The organism is Burkholderia sp. 10_S31 (assembly GCF_056930375.1).
In genome coordinates this window covers 3,182,794-3,202,916 of sequence record NZ_JBXOWK010000003.1, presented here as the reverse complement: position 1 = coordinate 3,202,916, position 20,123 = coordinate 3,182,794, and the positions used below count along the sequence as shown (strand labels likewise).

At 68.2% G+C, this 20,123-nt stretch carries 16 protein-coding genes; 5 read left to right on the top strand and 11 right to left on the bottom strand.

What is annotated here, in order from left to right:
* Positions 1 to 73: 73 nt before the first annotated feature.
* Positions 74 to 1,741 carry a Na+/H+ antiporter gene (locus AC1Z3W_RS35080; protein WP_175826170.1) on the bottom strand — a complete coding sequence of 556 codons (1,668 nt, stop codon included), beginning with the start codon at positions 1,739 to 1,741 and terminating at the stop codon, positions 74 to 76.
* A gap of 291 nt (positions 1,742 to 2,032) precedes the next feature.
* Between AC1Z3W_RS35080 and AC1Z3W_RS35075 the strand changes: the two genes are divergently transcribed.
* Both AC1Z3W_RS35075 and AC1Z3W_RS35070 read left to right on the top strand, forming a co-directional pair.
* On the top strand, positions 2,033 to 3,319 hold the full coding sequence (locus AC1Z3W_RS35075) for a sensor domain-containing phosphodiesterase (protein WP_057928590.1): 1,287 nt from the start codon (positions 2,033 to 2,035) through the stop codon (positions 3,317 to 3,319).
* A gap of 76 nt (positions 3,320 to 3,395) precedes the next feature.
* Positions 3,396 to 4,121, top strand: a complete 726-nt coding sequence (locus AC1Z3W_RS35070) for a copper homeostasis protein CutC (RefSeq protein ID WP_057928589.1) — start codon at positions 3,396 to 3,398, stop codon at positions 4,119 to 4,121.
* A gap of 183 nt (positions 4,122 to 4,304) precedes the next feature.
* Here AC1Z3W_RS35070 and bioB read toward each other — a convergent pair whose 3' ends face one another.
* The 9 genes from bioB to aceK form a co-directional block, all read right to left on the bottom strand.
* Positions 4,305 to 5,324, bottom strand: coding sequence for a biotin synthase BioB (gene bioB / locus AC1Z3W_RS35065; protein WP_124835487.1), 1,020 nt, complete (start codon positions 5,322 to 5,324; stop codon positions 4,305 to 4,307).
* Between the two features lie 36 nt (positions 5,325 to 5,360).
* On the bottom strand, positions 5,361 to 6,080 hold the full coding sequence (gene bioD, locus AC1Z3W_RS35060) for a dethiobiotin synthase (protein ID WP_124835486.1): 720 nt from the start codon (positions 6,078 to 6,080) through the stop codon (positions 5,361 to 5,363).
* Entirely contained in the window at positions 6,077 to 7,288 is a 1,212-nt protein-coding gene (gene bioF / locus AC1Z3W_RS35055; protein ID WP_175826168.1) for an 8-amino-7-oxononanoate synthase, read from the bottom strand. The genes bioD and bioF overlap by 4 nt, the downstream gene beginning before the upstream one ends.
* On the bottom strand, positions 7,285 to 8,631 hold the full coding sequence (gene bioA / locus AC1Z3W_RS35050) for an adenosylmethionine--8-amino-7-oxononanoate transaminase (protein WP_483509427.1): 1,347 nt from the start codon (positions 8,629 to 8,631) through the stop codon (positions 7,285 to 7,287). The genes bioF and bioA overlap by 4 nt, the downstream gene beginning before the upstream one ends.
* 536 nt (positions 8,632 to 9,167) lie before the next feature.
* A complete protein-coding gene (locus AC1Z3W_RS35045; RefSeq protein WP_124835482.1) occupies positions 9,168 to 10,433 on the bottom strand; it encodes a dienelactone hydrolase family protein in 1,266 nt (421 codons plus the stop codon).
* 107 nt (positions 10,434 to 10,540) lie between these two features.
* Complete coding sequence (locus AC1Z3W_RS35040; RefSeq protein WP_057928583.1) at positions 10,541 to 10,978, bottom strand: YchJ family protein; 438 nt, start codon at positions 10,976 to 10,978, stop codon at positions 10,541 to 10,543.
* A gap of 39 nt (positions 10,979 to 11,017) precedes the next feature.
* Positions 11,018 to 11,695, bottom strand: a complete 678-nt coding sequence (locus AC1Z3W_RS35035) for an SDR family oxidoreductase (RefSeq protein ID WP_057928639.1) — start codon at positions 11,693 to 11,695, stop codon at positions 11,018 to 11,020.
* A 200-nt stretch (positions 11,696 to 11,895) separates the two neighbouring features.
* Positions 11,896 to 12,663, bottom strand: coding sequence for a carbonate dehydratase (can, locus tag AC1Z3W_RS35030; RefSeq protein WP_057928582.1), 768 nt, complete (start codon positions 12,661 to 12,663; stop codon positions 11,896 to 11,898).
* Positions 12,664 to 12,730: 67 nt separating this feature from the next.
* Complete coding sequence (aceK, locus tag AC1Z3W_RS35025) at positions 12,731 to 14,557, bottom strand: bifunctional isocitrate dehydrogenase kinase/phosphatase (protein ID WP_175826166.1); 1,827 nt, start codon at positions 14,555 to 14,557, stop codon at positions 12,731 to 12,733.
* Positions 14,558 to 14,898: 341 nt separating this feature from the next.
* Here aceK and AC1Z3W_RS35020 point away from each other — a divergent pair, with 341 nt between their 5' ends.
* From AC1Z3W_RS35020 to AC1Z3W_RS35010, 3 genes are all read left to right on the top strand, one after another.
* Positions 14,899 to 15,975, top strand: coding sequence for an MBL fold metallo-hydrolase (locus AC1Z3W_RS35020; RefSeq protein ID WP_483509426.1), 1,077 nt, complete (start codon positions 14,899 to 14,901; stop codon positions 15,973 to 15,975).
* A 73-nt stretch (positions 15,976 to 16,048) separates the two neighbouring features.
* Complete coding sequence (locus tag AC1Z3W_RS35015) at positions 16,049 to 17,833, top strand: SWIM zinc finger family protein (RefSeq protein WP_483509425.1); 1,785 nt, start codon at positions 16,049 to 16,051, stop codon at positions 17,831 to 17,833.
* 29 nt (positions 17,834 to 17,862) lie between these two features.
* Positions 17,863 to 18,117 (top strand): DUF6429 family protein, encoded by a 255-nt coding sequence (locus AC1Z3W_RS35010; RefSeq protein WP_175826183.1) that lies wholly within the window; start codon positions 17,863 to 17,865, stop codon positions 18,115 to 18,117.
* 123 nt (positions 18,118 to 18,240) lie between these two features.
* On the opposite strand, the gene AC1Z3W_RS35005 is transcribed toward AC1Z3W_RS35010, so the two are convergent.
* Positions 18,241 to 19,836 (bottom strand): ABC transporter substrate-binding protein, encoded by a 1,596-nt coding sequence (locus AC1Z3W_RS35005; RefSeq protein ID WP_124834288.1) that lies wholly within the window; start codon positions 19,834 to 19,836, stop codon positions 18,241 to 18,243.
* Between the last annotated feature and the right edge of the window lie 287 nt (positions 19,837 to 20,123).

Sequence of the window (20,123 nt, the reverse complement as noted above, 5' to 3'; positions counted from 1 at the left end):
GTGAAAACGGCGACGCCCGCGCGTCGCCGTTTTTTCATCGGGAAGCCGTGCCATCGCAGCGCGGCGCAGCCGCTCAGATGATCCCTTTCTTGCGCGTCGACAGCGCCGTTTCCGACAGGTCGATCTCGCGGATCAGCTTCGTCAGCGTCTCGTCGGAAATCCTGCTTTCGCTGCGCAGCCGATAGAGCACCGAACGTTCCGCGCGCACCGCCGCGATCCGCATCTGCAGTTCCATCGTTTCGGTCTGCTTCGCTTGCGCGCGCGGCGTCGGGCCGTCCTCGGCGAGCGCGGCGAGGCGGCGGCGATAATGGTCCATCACGCGCGCGGAGATGTCCGCGCAGCGTGCGGCGCCCGATTCGTCGAGATCGGCCGAGATCGCGTCGTGCGACGAGTCGATCGCGCGGATCGCGGCCTGCGCGGCGGCCGCGCGCGCGGTGCGCTCCTCGTCGGCGAGCGGGTTGCGCGTCGAGCGCACGCCGCGCAGCAGCAGCGGCAGGCCGATCACCGCGACGACCAGCGAACCGAGAATCACCGCCGATGCGACGAAGATCGCGGTGTCGCGCCCGGGCAGCGGCGCGCCGTCGGACAGCGCGACGGGGATCGACAGCACGCCCGCGAGCGTGACCGCGCCGCGCACGCCGCCCACCGTCATCACCGCGATCGTGCGCACGCCGGCCATCGTGCCCGCGAGGCCGTGGCGCGCGGCGCGGCGGCTCGCGATCCGGCGCAGCAGCCAGACCCACAGGAAGCGGATCGCATACAGCGCGAGCATCATCGCGCATACGTTGAAGATCATCCGGCCGACGAGCGCGTCGCTCGTGCGGTGTGCGTCGACCAGCGCGCGGCCGATGATGTGCGGCAGCTGCAGCCCGAGCATGATGAACACCATGCCGTTGAACACGAACTCGATCAGCGCCCACGTGCTTTCGGCCCGCACGCGCGATGCGACGGTGCTTTTGCGGGAGAAGCTCGTGTAGTTCATCATCATCCCGGCCGACACGGCCGCGAGCACGCCCGACAGGTCGAGGTGCTCGGCGAACAGATAGGCGGCGAACGGCACGAGCAGCGTCATCACGATGCCGGGAGCCGGATCGCCTTCCTGCTCGGCATTCAGGAAGCGCGTCGACAGCGCGCTGAACAGCCACGCCACGATCGCGCCCGTCGCCAGCCCGCCGGCGGCGACGATCACGAACGTGATCGACGCGTCGCGCAGCGAGAACATGCCCGTGAGCGCAGCCGCGACCGCGAATTTCAGCGCGACGAGGCCCGACGCGTCGTTCATCAGCGCCTCGCCTTCGAGGATGTGCATCAGCTGCGGCGGAATCCTGCCACGGCCGGCGATGCCCGACAGCGCGACCGCGTCGGTGGGCGACAGCACGGCCGCGAGCGCGAACGCGATGGGCAGCGGCAACTCGGGTATCAGCCAGTGCGCGAAGTAACCGACCGCGAGTACCGTCATGAACACGAGTCCGAACGCGAGCATCAGGATCGCGCGGCGCTGCAGGTACAGCTCGCGTTTCGGAATCCGCCAGCCGTCCGCGAACAGCAGCGGCGGAATGAACAGCAGCATGAAGATTTCGGGATCGAACGTGACGTGCAGGTTCAGCTTCGGCCACGCGAGCATCGCGCCGAACGCGATCTGCATGAGCGGCAGCGGAAGCCGCAACGGCAGCAGGCGCGTGACCGCGCCGGACAGCGCGACGGCGAGCAGCAGGATCAGGACTGTGAAGACGATTTCCATCGATACGGCAATTGTGGAGAATGAAACGATCGTCCGGAGTTTAGCGTGACGGCGCGACGGCTGCGCTCGAGTGCGCCGGTGCGTATGCACGCAAACGGTGCGTGGTGTCTGCGCCACGCTGGTGCGGCGGTGCTGCACGTTGGCGCGGCGCAGGTGTTCAGCCCTTGCACGGAGCTTGCTTGATGCTTGCGTACCGTCCGGCACTGGCCGGACATCCGAGGATTCGAACATGACATTGCGCGCGCCATCCCGAACACCCGCCGCGTTCGGCCGCACCACCAGGAGGGAGCCATGACGATCGTGCAGCAGGAGCGCCCGGCCACCGCGTCGCCGTATCGTTTCGAGCGGGAGATGAGCTCCGGCCTCGAACGCCTGGTGACGCGGCACCGCGACCTGACGCTCACGACCGTATTCCAGCCGATCTTCAGCCTGTCGCACCAGCGTGCGGTGGGCTACGAGGCGCTGTTGCGCGCGCATGACGCGCTCGACCGCGCGGTGTCGCCGCTCGACGTGTTCGGCGAGGCCGCGCGCCGGGGCGAGCTGCTGCAGCTCGACCGGCTCGCGCAGGCGCTGCATCTCGAGAACTTCGCGTTGCTCGGCGCCGAGCGCGAGTGGCTGTTCCTCAACGTGCATCCGGGCGTGCTCACCGATCCGTTCCAGGCCGCCGCGCTGCTCGCGAACCTGAAGCGGATCGGCATGCCGCCGCGCCGCATCGTGCTCGAAGTGCTCGAACAGCGCGCCGACGACGTCGAGCGGCTCGCCGACGCCGTGCGGGAATTCCGCGCGCAGGGCTTCCTGATCGCGCTCGACGATTTCGGTGCCGGCCACTCGAATCTCGAGCGGATCTGGCAGCTGAACCCGGACATCGTGAAGCTCGACCGGATCATGCTGTCCCACGCGGCGCACCGCACGGGGCTCACCGCGATCCTTCACGGGCTCGTCACGCTGCTGCACGAGGCCGGCAAGCTCGTGCTCGTCGAAGGGATCGAGACCGAGCACGACGCGCAGATCGCGCTGTCGTGCGAGGCCGATTTCGTGCAGGGCTATTTCTTCGGCCGGCCGGCGCCCGGGCTGCCCGACAGCGCGACGGCGACCGGCTGCATCGGCGAGCTGACCGAACGCTTTCGTGAGCAGACCGAAGCGCGCGAGCGGCGCGACACGCAGCGGCTCGCCCCGTACCTGCGTGCGTTCGAGCGCGCGGCCGAGCGGCTGGCGGCCGGCGAGCCGCTCGACGAGGTGTGCTGGAATTTCCTCGCGCTCGACGCCGCCGCGCGCTGCTTCCTGCTCGACGCGCGGGGCCGCCAGGCGGGCCGCAACGTCGTGCTGCGGGCGGACCGCGCGCTCGCCGAGGCGCGCTTCTCGCCGCTGTCGGATGCGCAGGGCGCGAACTGGCTGCGCCGGCCGTATTTCCGCACGGCGATCGCCGAGCCCGGGCGCGTGCAGGTGACGCGCCCATACCTGTCGATCAACGAGGCGCAGCCGTGCGTGACGCTGTCGGTGGCCGTGCGCATCGGCGATGCGCAGCACGTGCTGTGCGGCGATATCGACTGGACGGACGAGGAGGCCGACGGCGCATAGCGCGGGCGTCGTGCTGGCGCCGTTCACGGCGCTCGACTAGGATGCGCGAATTGTCCTGACGATTCGCGAGCCGCCGATGAACCGAACCGCCGCATCCTCCGTCCTCCTCGAGGTGATCGCCACGACCGTCGGCGACGCGAAGGCCGCCGCCCGCGCGGGCGCCGACCGCCTCGAGCTCGTGACCGCGATCACCGAAGGCGGGCTCACGCCGAGCGCCGGCCTGATCGAGGCCGTCGTGGCCGCCGTGCCGATTCCGGTCAACGTGATCGTGCGCCCACACAGCCGCTCGTTCGTCTACGACGCCGACGACCTGCGCGTGATCGAGCGCGACGTGCGCGCGGCCGTCGCGGCCGGTGCGAACGGTGTCGTGTTCGGGGCACTCGATGCGCGCGGCGACGTCGATCTCGCCGCGCTCGAGCGCATCGCCGCCGCCGCGGGCGGGCGCGACCTGACGTTCCATCGCGCGTTCGACGTGTCGCGCGACCTCAACGCCGCGTTCGACGCGCTGCTGCGCGTGCCGGCCGTCACGTCGGTGCTGACGTCGGGCGGCCATCCGTCGGTGCTCGACGCCGTCGCGACGATCACGCGGCTGGTGCGGCAGGCGGCCGGCTCGACCTGCACGGTGCTGGCCGGCTCGGGGCTCACGATCGATGCGGTCGGCGATTTCGTTCGCGCGACTGGCGTGCGCGCGGTGCATTTCGGCTCGGGTGTGCGGCCGCGCGGCGAGGTGCTGGCACCCGTCGACGGACCGCGCGTCGAGCGCGTGCGCGCGGCGCTCGACGGCGCGGCGGCGCACGTGTGACGCGCACGCTGAAGCAGCCGCGCGCCGGCGCGGACGCGATCGATGGGCTCGGCGGCGTGTGCTGGCGCGCCGGGAAGATCGCGATTCGCAACGCGCAGCGCAACCCGGCGCAGACGATCGGGCGAAAAAAAGCCGGGGCACGCCCCGGCTTTTTCGTTTGCACGCTGAGTGCGATAGCGCCGCTTACGCGTTCTCCGCCAGTGCGTCGGCCTGGCTCGCGCGGATGCCGAGGCGCTCGAACAGTGCGCGGTCGCGCTGCGTTTGCGGGTTGCTCGTCGTCAGCAGCTGGTCGCCGTAGAACATCGAGTTCGCGCCTGCGAGGAAGCACATTGCCTGCATTGCGTCGTCGAGCTGCTCGCGGCCGGCCGACAGGCGCACGACGGCCTTCGGCATCGTGATGCGCGCGACCGCGATCGTGCGCACGAACTCGAACGGGTCGAGCGGCGCGGTGCCTTCGAGCGGCGTGCCTTCGATCGCGACGAGGTTGTTGATCGGGACCGATTCCGGATACGGGTTCAGGTTCGCGAGCTGCGAGATCAGGCCCGCGCGTTCGCGGCGCGATTCGCCCATCCCGATGATGCCGCCGCAGCACACGTTGATGCCCGCATCGCGCACGCGGTCGAGCGTGTCGAGACGATCCTGGTACGTGCGCGTCGAGATCACCTGGCCGTAGAACTCCGGCGACGTGTCGAGGTTGTGGTTGTAGTAGTCGAGGCCCGCAGTGGCGAGTTGCTGCGCCTGCTCGTCCTCGAGCATGCCGAGCGTCATGCAGGTCTCGAGGCCCAGCTCCTTCACGCCGCGCACCATCTCGGTCAGCGCCGGCATGTGGCGCTCCTTCGGGTTGCGCCATGCGGCGCCCATGCAGAAGCGGCTCGCGCCGTTCGCCTTCGCCGCGCGCGCCGCGTCGAGCACCGCGTCGACGTCCATCAGCTTCTCGGCCTTCAGGCCCGTTTCATGGTGCGACGACTGCGAGCAGTAGCCGCAATCCTCCTCGCAGCCGCCCGTCTTGATCGACAGCAGCGTCGACAGCTGCACCGCGTTCGCGTCGAAATGCTCGCGATGCACCTGCTGCGCGCGGAACATCAGGTCGTTGAACGGCAGCTCGAACAGCGCGACGACGTCGGCAACGCGCCAGCGCTGCGGCGCCGGAGCGGCCACGGGGATCGCGTCGGGTTGCACGGCGGCGGTCTGGGCTTGGGTCATGGTGGTTTTCCTGTCGTGAATGCGGGGATCGGGGCGTCAATGCTGCGCGCGACGCAGCGTATCGACGAGCGCGGCGATGTCGAGCATCGCCGCGGCGGATTCGGGGGCGGCCGGGCGCAGGTGCGCGATGCGGCCGAGGAGCGGGGCGCGATGCTCGCGCGCGAGCCAGTCGCGGATCGTCGCGACGTTCTCGTCGGCGTACGACATGGCCGGGTCGACGTGGTTCGCGACCCATCCGGCGAGCGTGAGGCCGCGCTGGCGAATCGCGTCGGCCGTCAGCAGCGCGTGGCTGATGCAGCCGAGCCGCACGCCGACGACGAGCACGACGGGCAGGCCGAGCGCGACCGCGAGATCGGCCGTGTCCTGCGTGTCGGTGAGCGGTACGCGAAAGCCGCCGACGCCTTCGACGACGACGACGTCCGCACGCGTCAGCGCTTCGCGGTGGCTTGCGACGATCGTGTCGATGTCGAGCGTCACGCCTTCCTGCGCGGCGACGATGTGCGGGGCGGCGGGCGCCTTCAGCAGGAACGGCGTGCGCAGCTCGGGCGGCAGCACGACGTTCGCGGCCGCGTCGAGCTGGTCGGCGTCCTCGTTGCGCCAGACGCCGTCGCGTTCATACGCGCCGGCGGCGACGGGTTTCAGCGCAGCCGCACGCAGGCCGTGCCGCGCGAAGCCGTGCAGCATCGCGGCCGACACGAAGGTCTTGCCGATCTCGGTGTCGGTGCCGGTGACGAACAGGGAAAGCGGGGCGGTCATGCTGCTGCCTCGCTGGCTTCGATCAGTGCGGCTTCGAGCCGCGCGAGATCGTCGAACGAATGCGCGGCCGACAGCGAGATCCGCAGCCGCGACGTGCCGACGGGCACCGTCGGCGGCCGGATCGCCGGTACCCACAGGCCGTGCGCATCGAGCGAACGCATCGCTGCGAGCGTCGCGTCGTTGCTGCCGATCACGAGCGGCTGCACGGCCGTGTGCGAGTCGACTGGTTGCCAGCGCGTCGTGCGCAGCAGCGTGCGCGTGCGCTCGATCAGCGCGGCGAGGTGCGCGCGTCGCGCATCGCCTTCGTCGCCGCCGATCACCTTCAGGCTCGCCGATACCGCATGCGCGACGGCCGGCGGCGCGGCCGTCGTGAAGATGTAGCTGCGCGCACGCTGGATCATCCATTCGATCACGGTCTTGTGCGCGACGACGAATGCGCCCGCGACGCCGGCGGCCTTGCCGAGCGTGCCGACGTAGATCAGGTTCGGCGAGCGCAGCGCGGCGGCCGCGAGCGCGCCGCGACCCTGCGGGCCGAGCACGCCGAAGCCGTGCGCGTCGTCGACGACGAGCCACGCGCCGTGGCGCTCGGCCAGCGCGACGAGTTCGGCGAGCGGCGCGATGTCGCCGTCCATGCTGAACACGGTGTCGCTGACGATCAGTTTCGTGTCGGCGTCGGACGCGTCGAGCAGCGCGGCAAGCGCGGCCATGTCCGCATGCGGGTAGACCTGCACGTTCGCGCGCGACAGCCGGATTCCGTCGATCAGCGACGCGTGGTTCAGCGCATCGGAGAAGATCGTCGCGTGCCTGGCCGTCAGCGCCGTCATCGCGGCGAGGTTCGCCATGTAGCCGGTGCTGAAGTACAGCGCGCGCGGCGCGTCGGAGAAGCCGCCCGCGAAGCCGGCGAGCTCGTCCTCGAGCGTCGCGTGCGCACGCGAATGGCCGCCCAGCAGATGCGAGCCGCCGCTGCCGGAGCCGTAGCGCTGCGCACCTTCGGCGAACGCGGCGACGAGCGCCGGATGCGCGGCGAGGCCGAGATAGTCGTTGCTCGCGAAGCCGACGATGTCGCGGCCGTCGACGCGCATGTGCGCGTCGCACGCGGTGTCGGCGGTGCGGCGCACGCGGCGCAGCCCCTGCGCATCGAGTTCGGCTAAGCCGCGCTGCAGCGTGTCGAGCAGCGGCGTGGTCGTTTCAGGCGAGGATCGTTTCATCGCACCCCCTCGGCGAGCGTCGCATCCAGCGTGTCGCGCGTGCGTTGCGCGAGCCATGCGATGTCGTCATCGCTCATCACGTACGGCGGCATCAGGTACACGGTCGTGCCGATCGGGCGCAGCAGCAGTTCGCGTTCGAGCGCGCGCTCGAAGAAGCGCCGCGAGAAGCCGCGCGCCGCGTCGCCGTCGAGCGCGACGTCGAAGGCGAACAGCGTGCCGCGCTCGCGCAGGTGGCGCACCTGCGGGTGCGCGTCGAGCGGCGCGAGCGCGGCGCGCATCGCGGCCGATTTGCGCGCGTTGCCGGCGAGCACGTCGTCGCGCGCGAACAGGTCGAGCGTCGCGACCGCCGCGCGGCACGCGAGCGGGTTGCCGGTGTACGAGTGCGAATGCAGGAAGCCGCGCGTCGTGTCGTCGTCGTAGAACGCCGCGAACACGTCGTCGCGCGTGAGCACGAGCGACAGCGGCAGGTAGCCGCCGCTGATGCCCTTCGACAGGCACAGGAAATCGGGCCAGACGCCGGCCTGCTCGCACGCGAAGAAGGTGCCGGTGCGGCCGCAGCCGACCGCGATCTCGTCGGCGATCAGGTGCACGTCGAACTCGTCGCACAGCGCGCGCAGCCCGCGCACGTACGACGGATCGTGCATCGCCATGCCGGCCGCGCATTGCACGAGCGGCTCGACGATCAGCGCGGCGATCCGGTCCGCGCGTTCGGCGAACAGGCGCCGCACATCGTCGAGCGCGCGGCCCGCGACATCGGCGGCCGTCTCGCCCGGCAGCGCGCCGCGCGCATCGGGCGACGCGACCACGTGCGCGTTGCGGATCAGCGGGTCGTACGCATCCTTGAACAGCGCGACGTCGGTCACGCCGAGCGCGCCGATGGTCTCGCCGTGGTAGCTGTTCGCGACGCATACGAATTCGCGCTTGTCCGAGCGGCCGCGGTTGCGCCACGCGTGGAAGCTCATCTTCAGCGCGATCTCGACCGCCGACGCGCCGTCCGACGCGAAGAACGCATGGCCGAGCGTGCGCGCGGTGAGCGCATGCAGCCGCTCGGCGAGTTCGATCGCCGGCTCGTGCGTGCAGCCGGCGAGCATCGCGTGCTCGAGCGTGTCGAGCTGGTCCTTCAGTGCCGCGTTGATGTCCGGGTTCGCATGGCCGAACAGGTTCACCCACCACGAGCTGATCGCATCGAAGTAGCGGCGGCCGTCGCGATCGTACAGCCATACGCCCGCGCCGCGCGCGACGGGGATGAGCGGCAAGCGCTCGTGGTGCTTCATCTGGGTGCAGGGATGCCAGACCGCGCGCAGGCTGCGCGCGACCCAGTCGTCGGTGGCTGGCGTACTCAAGGCAACTCCGGGGGGTAAAACGGCGGCGGGCATCGGACGGGATGCCGCGCGGCGACAGACGGGAAACGCGGTGAGATTAGCGTGTTCCGCCGCACGTTGCACTACCGGTTACAAACGCCGCAAAGCCTTGTCGGACGGGAGTTCGGCGCAGATCCGGGGTGCTCGGAACGGTACGCGCCAGATGCATCGAAATGACCGCAGATGACGACGTTCGAGTGACACCCCCCGACAGAAAAAAATCGTCGGGCCGTGGGGCGTGCGCGGGTCAAAAATCGGGGCGGAAAGGAAAAGGGGGCGCGAGGCGCGACGCAACGGATGCGGCGAGCAGCGAATGGTGTGCGGAATCGGGCGCGGCCGAGGATCAGGAAGGGCGCCGGGAAAAGGCTTCAGGGGCGTCGTGAGCGGGGCGCGCTTCGACAGCTCGCATGACCCGGTGAACGCGCATGCGAACGCCGCTGCGGGCCGCGCGAGCGTTCAGGAAAGGGAGAGGAGAAGGGGGGCGGGAAGCACCCGCTCCGGGCGTCGCGACCCGCGCGTCAGCGTGAAGCCAGCGCGCGCGTATCGGCGTCGCCGTTGTCGGCCGTCTGCGTCGCGTTCGCGTTCCACACGACGCGGTCGTTGACCGCGTACAGCCGGCATGCGCCCGCGGCCTGCTTCGTGCAGTTGTCGAGCGCGAGCGCCATCGGATCGTCGCCGCCTTCGGCCCACGACCACGCGCCTTCGGCGGACACCGCGAACGCGCGGCTCGGATGCTGGCTCAGGAAGCGGCGATAGCCTTCGCGGCCGGCCTCGTCGAGGAACGGCACCGCGTCGACCGCATCGATCGACGCGTAGCCGGTCGCATTCGGTTCGTGCGGGTTCGCGACCGCATAACGCACCGAGGTCGGCAGGTTCAGTTCCGCGAGGAACGCATGCACGGCCGGCCACCATACGGGCACGCCGTCCCGATCGACGATCAGCCGGTGCGCGTCGTCCTTGTAGCGGCCGAAGTCGATGAACTGCGCCTGCGTGCCGTGCGACACGTACGCGTCGTGCATCTGCGCGACGAGCGCGGGCGTCCACACCGAATCGTTGTCGCCGTACAGCCACAGCGAGCGCACGGCCGTATGCGCGCCGTACTGGTCGAACGCGTCGACGAGATTGCGCTGCCAGCCGTCGCAGAGGTCCTGGCGCAGCCCGCCGGAGAAGTTGATGATGCCGCGCACGCCGGGCGCCGCTTCGGTGCCGTACGCGACCGACACGAGGCCGCCGTGCGACGTGCCGGCGACGACGATGTGCGACGCATCGACGTACGACTGACGCGACATGTAGCGGACCGTCGCGGCGACGTCGGCGGCCTGCGCGAGGCCGTTCTTGCCGACGTTGCAGCCTTCCTGCTGGTACGTGCCGCCCGACCCGGCGAAGCCCTGGCGGTTCGGCGCGATCACCGCGTAGCCGCGGCGCACGAATTCACGCGCGAACGCGAGCGGCCGGCTGCGCGGCTGCAGATGGAGATCGCCGGTGTTCTTGCCGTGGTTGAAGACGACGAGCGGAAACGGGCCGGGGCCGTTCGGCTTGAACAGCGTGGCCTCGAGCATCACGGAGCCCGAAGCATCGGCCGGAATGCTGATGATTTGCTCGTTGAGGTTCGCGGCGACCTGCGGGAGGCCCGAATTGCCGTAATCGAAGCGCTCGGCATGCGCGAGCGAGCCGCCGGCCGCGGCTGCGCCGACATTTGCGTTCGGCGGCGTACCGGCCTGAGCGGCCGACAGCGCGCACGCCGCCATCCATCCCACCAATACCTTGCTGAACGTGAACGCCATTCGTAAGCCCTGCCATGCAACATGACTAATCTGACGGCCATCCTAGCCCGACAAATTCAGGTTGTGCAATGCGGGAATTACCCGGCGTCTGACACAGCAACTATTTGTCAGCGCTCACTTACATCGCCGTCGACATAGCGCCAGAAACCGTGCTCGTCGCGAGTGAAGCGACTCGTCTCGTGGAGCCGGTACGCGCGCCCGCCGACCTTGTAGCGGGCCACGAATTCGACCTCCGCGTGCCGTTCGTCGAGCGGCGCGTGGCGTTTGACCGCGAGGCCGAGCCAGCGCGGCGCGTCGGGCGCATTCGGGTCGGCATCGAGATCGGCCGGGCAGGTGCGCGCGTCCCAGGTCGCGCGCAGGTAGTCGGTCGCGCCGAGCACGTATGCGCTATACCGGGAGCGCATCAACTCGAGCGCGGTCGGTGCGGCTTCGCCGCCGTCGATGAAGCGGCCGCAGCACGCCGCATAGCGCGGTGGCGGGGCCTTGCCGGCAGGAACGGGGGACGCGCCGCCGCACGGGCACGCGTCAGGTCGGTTCAAAATCATGCGAATCGTGAATTAACGACGCCGAATTGTCATGCCGGCTTACCAGCTCAACTCGACACCGTCGTACTGGAAGAAACGGCCGTTGGCCTGCGACATGTCCGCGCCGGCTTCGGCGATCACGCGGCGCATGCCGGCCACGCTGGTTTCCGGATCGATCGCGGCCTGCGCGCCGCCCATGTCGGTGCGCACCCAGCCGGGATGCAGCGAGATGCATGCGGCGTGGCGCGTCTGCAGCGACGCGATGCGCAGCACGTCGTTCAGCGCAGCCTTGCTCGCGCGGTACAGCCAGCCGGTCGTGCCGGTCGCCTCCGCGATGCTGCCCATCCGGCTCGAGACGACGGCCAGCACGCCGCGCGCGTCCTCGACGAGCGGCAGCAGGATCGGCAGCAGCTGCATCGGCCCGCGCACGTTCGTATGCATCACCGCGTCGAAATCCTCCGCGCTGATCGTTTCGACCCCTTCGGTGCGCGGCCCGTACACGCCCGACACGAGCACGGCCGCGTCGAGCCGTTCGCCGTCGAGCTTCCAGCCGAGCGCCGCGATCTGTTCGGGCTGCGCGATGTCGAGCGCATGCGCGTGGGCGCCGAGTTCGCGCAGCGCGGCGAGCGACGCGTCGTCGCGCGCGGTCGCGATCACGTTCCAGCCGTCGCGCCGGTATTGCCGGACGAATTCGCGCCCCAAGCCGCGCGATGCGCCGACGATCAGTACGGTTTTCATGTTCGCCGCTCCTTTGCGTTGCACTGCCGTCGCGGCAGTGCCGGTGTCAGATCAGTTCGATGCCCGTCGTCGCGCTACCGCATGCGTGCAGCGTATCGGTCGGGCGATGCGACGCTGGCGGCGCGGCCCGGCGTCATGATGCGTGTTCGGCCGGTGGCGCGCGGCGCGCGTGCGGCGCGCCGCGTCGGCGTGGGTGCCGGTTACTTCGCGTCGCCGCACGGCTTCAGCGTGTCGGCGACCGCCTGCGCGACGCCTTCGAGCCGCGCGGCATCCGCCGCGACCATGTCGTTGTCGGGCGCATGCTGGCCGCGCGCGGTCAGTGCCGCGACGCAGCGCTTGTAGGTTTCGCCGAGCGCGTCGAAGCTCGACACGGACATCCCGAGGTTGCGCATCCGCCCGTCGTGCACGCCGTACACGAGCCCGTGCACGGTGAGCGACTGGCCGCGCGCCCACGCGTCGTTGACGATCGTCGTGCGGCACACGTTGACGACCTGCTCGATCGAGTTCAGCTCGATCAGGCGGCGATAGCGGGCTTCGCCGACCGGCCATTCGTCGAGCAGCGCCGCGTGGCGTTCGCGCACGTCCTGCACGTGGTGCAGCCAGTTGTCGGCGAGGCCGACGCGGCGGTTGTGCAGCGCGGCGTTCACGCCCGAGCAGCCGTAATGGCCGACGACCATGATGTGCTTCACGCGCAGGATGTCGACCGCGAACTGGATCACCGACAGGCAATTCAGGTCGCTGTGCACGACGACGTTCGCGATGTTACGGTGCACGAACACTTCGCCCGGCGGCAGGCCGATGATCTGGTTCGCAGGCACGCGCGAATCCGAGCAGCCGATCCACAGATATTCCGGCGCCTGCTGGTCGGCGAGACGCGCGAAGAAATCGGGATCGTCGGCGAGCTGGCGCTTGACCCAGGCGTCGTTGTTGTCGAACAGGTGCGAAAGCGGATTGTCTTGGGTATTCATCGGTGTGGATTCCGTTGGCGGAAAGCGGGTCGATAACGGGTTCGATTCGATCGGATCCGGTCGTGCGTCAGGCGGCGCGCTGCGCGTCGCCTGCGCCGTCGTCGGCGTCGGCGTCCGGTGTCGCGTCGAAGCGCGCGGGGTAGCGCACGCTGAAACGAAGCGACACGTCGTACGGGTAAAAATCGGGCAACTCGCCCTGCAGCAGCTTGTCCTTGCTGGCCTGCCACAGCGCAGGCTCGAAAAAGTCCGCGTGATGCTTCATGAAGACCGTCCGCACGCGCGGGTCGCCGAGCAGGAACGGTCCGTAGGTTTCCGGAAAGATGTCGTGCGGGCCGACGGTATACCACGGTTCGCCGGACAGTTCGTCTTCCTCGTTGCGCGGCGGCGGCACGCGCCGCACGTTGCAGTCGGTCAGGTACTCGATCTCGTCGTAGTCGTAGAACACGACGCGGCCGTGGCGCGTGACGCCGAAGTTCTTGTACAGCATGTCGCCGGGGAAGATGTTCGCCTTCATCAGCTCCTTCACCGCGTTGCCGTATTCCTTCACGCCATGCTCGACGTCCGCGTCGCTGCCGTTCTGCAGGTACAGGTTGAGCGGCGTCATCCGGCGCTCGATGTACAGGTGCTTGATCACGAGGTTGCCGTCCTCGTATTCGAGCAGCGACGGCACCTCCTTCTCCAGCTCGCGCACGAGCGCATGGTCGAGCCGCGAGATCGGCAGCGCGACGCTCGAATACTCGAGCGTGTCGGCCATCCGCCCGAGACGATCGTGGCGCTTCACGAGCTGGTACTTCTCCATGATCTGCGCGCGCGTCGTTTCCTTCGGCGGCGGGAAGTGATCCTTGATGATCTTGAACACGTACGGGAACGACGGCAGCGTGAACACGAGCATCACGAGACCCTTGATCCCGGGTGCGATGATGAAGCGGTCGCTCGAATGTGACAGGTGATGCAGCAGGTCGCGGTAGAACAGGTTCTTGCCCTGCTTCTGCAGGCCGACCGACGTGTAGATCTCGGCTTTCGGCTTGCCCGGCATGATCGTGCAGAGGAAGTCCACATACGCGGACGGCACGCCCATGTCGACGAGGAAGTACGAGTGCGAGAAGCTGAAGATGATCTGCAGCAGGTCGCGGCGCAGCAGCACCGTGTCGAGCGCGAGCAGGCCGGGGCGCACGTGCCGGATCGGCACCGCGAACGGCAGCACGCGATCGGCGTTGATGATGCGGCCGACGATGTACGCGCTCTTGTTGCGGAAGAACAGCGACGAGAGCACATGGATCTGGAAATTCGGCGCTTCTTCGAACTGGCCGAATTCGTCCGTGATCGCCTGCATCACGCAGCCGGTGTCGCGCGTGAGGTCCTCGAACGGCGGCTCGAGCTGGAAGTTCGTGACGATGCGCTCGAGCGTGGCCGCGAGCCCGTCGGTGCCCGGATAGTACGCGCGATAGGTCGGCTTCGCCGCCGGCTCGTCGTTCTCGAGGTATTCGGTCGAGATCGCGGGCCGCACGAAGATGAAATCGTTGCTGAAATACGAGCGGTGCAGGATCTTGCAGCACACCGAATTGAAGAACGTTTCCGCGCACTCGGGCTGGCGGTGCGACGTGAGCAGGCCGATGTAATGCAGCTTGATCTGCTGCCACACCTCGTCGTCGATGTTCTCCGCGTCGTATTCGTCCTCCAGCACTTCGACGCATTCCTGCACGCGATCGTCGTACGATGTGATCCGCTCGCGCGCCAGCCGCTGCAACCCGTGCCAGTCGGTGCGCTCGTATAGCGTCTTCGCCTCGACCGCGGCTTCCCGGAAGATCCGGTAGTGGCGGTCGAAGTATTCGAGCATCGTCTGCGCGACGTCGAAACCGATCTGTGACGACAGCAGTTTGGGGAAGTGATTCATCGCGTGCAGGCTCGTTCGAGAGGGACTGTAAGCACTCGCCATTCTAGCGCCCAAGTCGGCGTTTCAATGACTTTCGGGGTTTGGCACCGAGTGCCGTCAATGCGCGGGTTGTTCACCGTTGCATGCCGTTCGGTGCATCTTCGCGTAAAGATATGGGTACGGAACCGATTCTGACACGAACTTTTTTTGACCGACCGATGCCTGCCGGGCACGCGCTTCGCGCGACGGCGATAGAATCGACGCGATGCCCGCCGCGGCCTGCCGCCCGCGCGCTTGCGCATCCGCACGCGCGCCCGCATTTGCACCGGCATTTGCACCGATAACGACGAGACACCCCACCGATGAACGCACTGGAACACCAACTCGACTATCCCTTCGCCGACACGCTGCCCGCCGCGGGCGACACGTTCGAGGTCGCGCCCGGCGTGCACTGGCTGCGCATGCCGCTGCCGTTTTCGCTCGATCACATCAACCTCTGGCTGCTGCGCGACGAGATCGACGGACAGGCCGGCTGGACGATCGTCGACTGCGGGATCTCGTCGGACGCAATCCGTACGCACTGGGAACAGATCTTCGACCGGCATCTCGACGGGCTGCCGGTGCTGCGCGTGCTCGTCACGCACTGCCACCCCGATCACTTCGGCTTGGCGAACTGGCTGTGCGAAGGCGGCGACCAGGGCCGCTGGAACGTGCGGCTGTGGATGACGCTCGGCGAATACATGTTCGGCTGCCTGATGGCGGCCGGCAACGGCTCGAACGCCGGCGGCGCGGCTGCGGCCGATCACTTCGCGCGCCACGGCCTGACCGACCCGGTCGCGCTCGACAAGCTGCGCAGCCGCCGCAGCTACTACTCGGATCTCGTGCCGGCCGTGCCGCCGCGCTACCGGCGCCTGCGCGAAGGCGACGCGGTGACGATCGGCGCGCGCACGTGGCGCGTCGTCACCGGCTACGGCCATTCGCCTGAGCATTGCGCGCTCTACAGCGAAGCGGACGGCGTGCTGATCTCCGGCGACATGGTGCTGCCGCGCATCTCGACCAACGTATCCGTATTCGATCTCGAACCGGAGGCGAACCCGCTCGCGCTGTACCTGGAATCGCTCGGCCGCTACGAGACGATGGCGCCCGACACGCTCGTGCTGCCGTCGCACGGCAAGCCGTTCCGCGGCGTGCGCACGCGCATCGCGCAACTGCGCGCGCACCACGACGCGCGGCTCGACGAAGTGCGTACCGCGTGCGCGGAAAAGCCGGCCAGCGCGGCCGACATCGTGCCGATCATGTTCCGCCGCCGCGAGCTCGACATCCATCAGATGACGTTCGCGCTCGGCGAGGCGCTCGCCCACCTGAACCTGCTGTGGCTGGCGGGCGAGCTCGTGCGCGAGCAGGGCGACGACGGCGTGATTCGCTACGCGCGGGCCTGACCGCTCCAGCCGCCGAGTGCGCGACGGAGCATCGCCGTCGTTTCCGTTGCAATCACCCCGTACGCCACGATTCATGCCACGCAATGTCAGTCTCTCCGACCTCATCACGCTCTCGGCGATCCGGGCGCTGACCGACGCGAAATCCTTCGAGCGCGGTCGAGCCTACTATCGCGATGGCGCGGTTTCGCGGCTGATCGAGCGCGACGGCGAGCTGTCGGCGGCCGTGCGCGGCACGTATCGCTATCACGTCGAATTCGCGGTCGGCAACGACGATATGCTGCACTATGCATGCAATTGCCCGGTCGGTGACGACGGAGCGTTTTGCAAGCATGCGGTGGCGGTTGCGTTGTCATGGCTGGAGAACAGCGGCGACGAGGTTTTCCACGACGAGGAACGCGAGCCCGCGCGGCCGCGGCGCAAGCGCAAGACGCACGCGGAGTTGATTCGCGACCACCTGGAGACGCTCGACGAGCAGGCGCTGCGCCGCTGGCTGCTCGACGTGGCCGCGCGCGACCGATCGTTGCGCGACAGGCTGCTGTTCGACGCGCGTGCGGCGCAGGCCGGTGACATCACGAGTCTGCGCGCCGCCGTCCGGCAAATGGCCCGCGTGTCGCGGCCGCTCGGCTGGAGCGAGGCGCACGTGTTTGGAGAACAGCTGTTCGAGCTCGCGGACATGCTGCGGCAGCAGCTGGCCGGTCCCCATGCCGTGCGGGTCGTCGAACTGGCCGAACTCGCGATTGCCGACGCGGAAGCGAGCCTCGAACAGATCGATGACTCGGACGGCAGCGTTGCACCTGGAATCGGCGAATTGGCTGCGCTGCACCTCGATGCATGCCTTCAGACACGGCCGGATCCGGTGAAGCTGGCGGACCGACTGTTTCGCCTGCAGACCGCCGGCCAGTGGGATACGTTCAGCGATGTACTGCCGGCCTACACGGAGGTGCTGGGCGACGCGGGATTGGGCCGCTATCGGGAGCGCGTCGAGGAAAGTTGGGCCGTGCTGCCCGCGCGGCCGCTGAACAAGCGCGACGAGTACGCGCATAACATGGTGCGCCACAATCTCGAGCATGCGATGGAGGCGCTCGCGAAACACGACGGCGACGTCGACGCGCTGATACACATCTGGTCACGGGACTTATCGGCGTCGTACCGGTATGCGCAGATCGCGGAACTGTGCGCGGAGCACGGACGTTTCGACGAACGGCTGGCGTGGGCCGAACGCGGAATGCGCGAGATGAAGGACCGGCACGACGATCGGCTGATGGGCTTCTGCATCGACGAGCATTTGCGGCGGCGCGCGTTCGATCGGGCGGACGCACTCGCATGGGAGCGCTTCGCGGTTCATCCGACGGCCGACGCATTCCATGCATTGATGAAGGTTGCAAAGCGGACGAAACGAGACGCTACCGTGAAGGCATGCGCGATTTCCCATCTGCAGTCTCTTGCCCGCAAGCGCGAAGCGCCGGGGGAGGCCGGCACCGGTGCGCGGCGCTGGGAGCCGTCGCCGCGCACCGAGTTGGTGAAACTCTTGCTCGCGGAGCGGGACGACGACGCAGCGTGGGACGCGTTTCAGGGCGGCCCGGTCGAAACCCTCGTGTGGCCGACGGTGGCCGCTACGCGGGCGAGGACGCATCCTGAGGACGCGATCGCGCTGTATCACCGATATCTGCCGTTCGCGCTCGGCCATGGCGCGGGTAGTGCGCGATACGACGAGGCGTTCGGCGTCGTGCGCGAAATTTGCGCGCTGCGGGCTGCGCATCGCCAGCAGGCGGTATTCGACGTCGAACTCGAAGAGATTCGCAAGACCTACCGTGCGAAGCGCAATTTCATCAAGCTGCTCGAGAAGCTCCGCGCGTGATCCGGCTGACAAGGAGAGGGGGCATGGAAATGCATATCGATCTGCAGGCAGTCGACGATGCCGTGCTCGCGCTCTTGCATTTGACGCTGCATGACGGCAATCGCGCATGGAAAAGCTTTGATTGGGACGTGCTGAATCGGTTGCACCAGCGCGGTCTGATCGGCGACCCGATCAACAAGACGAAATCCATCATCCCGACGGATGAAGGCTTGCGGGAAGCGGCGCGGCTCTTCAGGCAGCAATTCGTCGATTCGGGCGGCGCGCGAACGGAGGAGCGATCGTAAGCGCCAATCACGCGACGGGTTCGTCACGCCACCCGTCGCGCTGCCTTTGGGAAACGTGATGCAGCGCGACGCGCGGGCCGCAAGCGACGGGCGAGCGTGCCGTCGCTTGCGCGCCATGCGCGGTTACTGCACGGAGACGGCCGTGAAGTTCTGGCGGCCGAACGGGCTGACGCGATAGCCGCTCACGTTCGCTCGCGTGAGCGCCGCCGCGGTCGGGTAGCCGAGCGGAATCCACAGCGCCTGATCATGGATGATCTTCTGCGCCGATTCATACAGCTTCGCGCGCTTGCCCTGGTCGGCGGTCGACTTGCCGTCGGCGATCAGCTTGTCGAGCTGCGCGTCGCAAAAGCGCGCGAAGTTGATGCCCGACTTCACCGCGTTGCAGCTGAACAGCGGCGACAGGTAGTTATCCGGATCACCGTTGTCGCCGGCCCAGCCCATGAACAGCATGTCATGCTGGCCGAGCTTCGCCTGCTTGATCAGCTCGCCCCATTCGATCACCTTCACCTCGGCCTTCACGCCGATCTTCGCGAGGTCGGCCTGCAGCAGTTCCGCGCCGGCCTTCGGGTTCGGGTTCAGCACGCTGCCCGTCGGGCGCGTCCAGATCGTCGTCGAGAAGCCGTTCGGGAAACCGGCCTGCGCGAGCAGTTGCTTCGCCTTCGCGGGATCGTACGCATACGGCGCGATATCCTTCGCGTAGCTCCACGTGTTCGGCGGATACGGGTTGTTCGCGGCCGTCGCCGTGTTGTCGAACACGACCTTCAGGTAGGTCGCGCGATCGAACGCGAAGTTCAGCGCCTCGCGCACCTTCTCGTTGTCGAGCGGTTTCTTCTGCGTGTTCAGCGCGACGAATGCGGTCATGAACGCGGGCGTCTGCACGACCTTCAGCGCGCTTTCGCCCTTCGCGGCGAGCACGTCCTGCGGCTTCGGCGACAGCGCGATCTGGCATTCGCCGGCCTTTACCTTCTGCATGCGCACCGACGGGTCGGGCGTGATCGCGTAGATCAGCCGGTCGACCTTCGGCTTCGTGCCCCAGTAGGTCGGGTTCACGTCGTAGCGGATCAGCGCGTCCTTCGTGTAGCTCTTCAGCACGAACGGGCCGGTGCCGATCGGCTTCGCGTTCAGGTCGACCTGCTTGCCGGCCTTCAGCAGCTGGTCCGCGTATTCGGCCGAGTAGATCGACGCGAAGCCCATCGTCAGGATCGGCACGAACGTCGCGTTCGGCTCGTTCAGCACGAACTTCACCGTGTTGTCGTCGACTTTCGTGACCGACTTCACCAGCTTCACGAGGCCCATCGACTGCGCGTGCGGAAAGCCGCTCGCGCCGGCCACCTTGTGCCACGGGTTCGCATCGTCGAGCATCCGCGAGAACGTGAACACGACGTCGTCCGCGTTCAGCGAGCGGCCCGGCTTGAAGTAGTCGGTGGTCTGGAACGCGACGTTCGGGCGCAGGTGGAACGTGTACGTGAGGCCGTCGGCGCTTGCCTCCCATTTGTCGGCGAGCGCGGGCACGACCTTCTTCGCGGCTTCGTCGTACGACACGAGCGTGTTGAAGATCACGTCGGCCGATGCGTTGGTGGTGACCAGCGAGTTGTACTGCACGACGTCGAAGCCGTCCGGGCTCGATTCCGTGCAGACGGTGAGCGGCTTGGCGACGACGAGGCCGGGAGCGGCGAGGGCGGCGGCGAGCGCAGCCGCGGCGAACAGCTTGACGTGCATGGGTTCTCCCACTGACTTGTGATTTATGCCGGGTGTCGGGTGCGGGCGCGGCCCGGTAGGGGACGGGGCAGGCGCGGCTGGCGAATAGGATACCGTCAAAGCGAGCGGCACGTGGAAAAAGGCGCCGGAACACAGTGAATTGAGCGATAAACGGCTGCGTTCGCGACGGAATGCGTGCTGGGGCGGCAGTGGCGCGAGGGACGGCGGCGACGGAGGTCGGACGGCGGGCGGTTGTGAAGGCAGCGGGGGCAACGCGCATCGGCGGGCGCGATGGCTTGGCAGGGCAG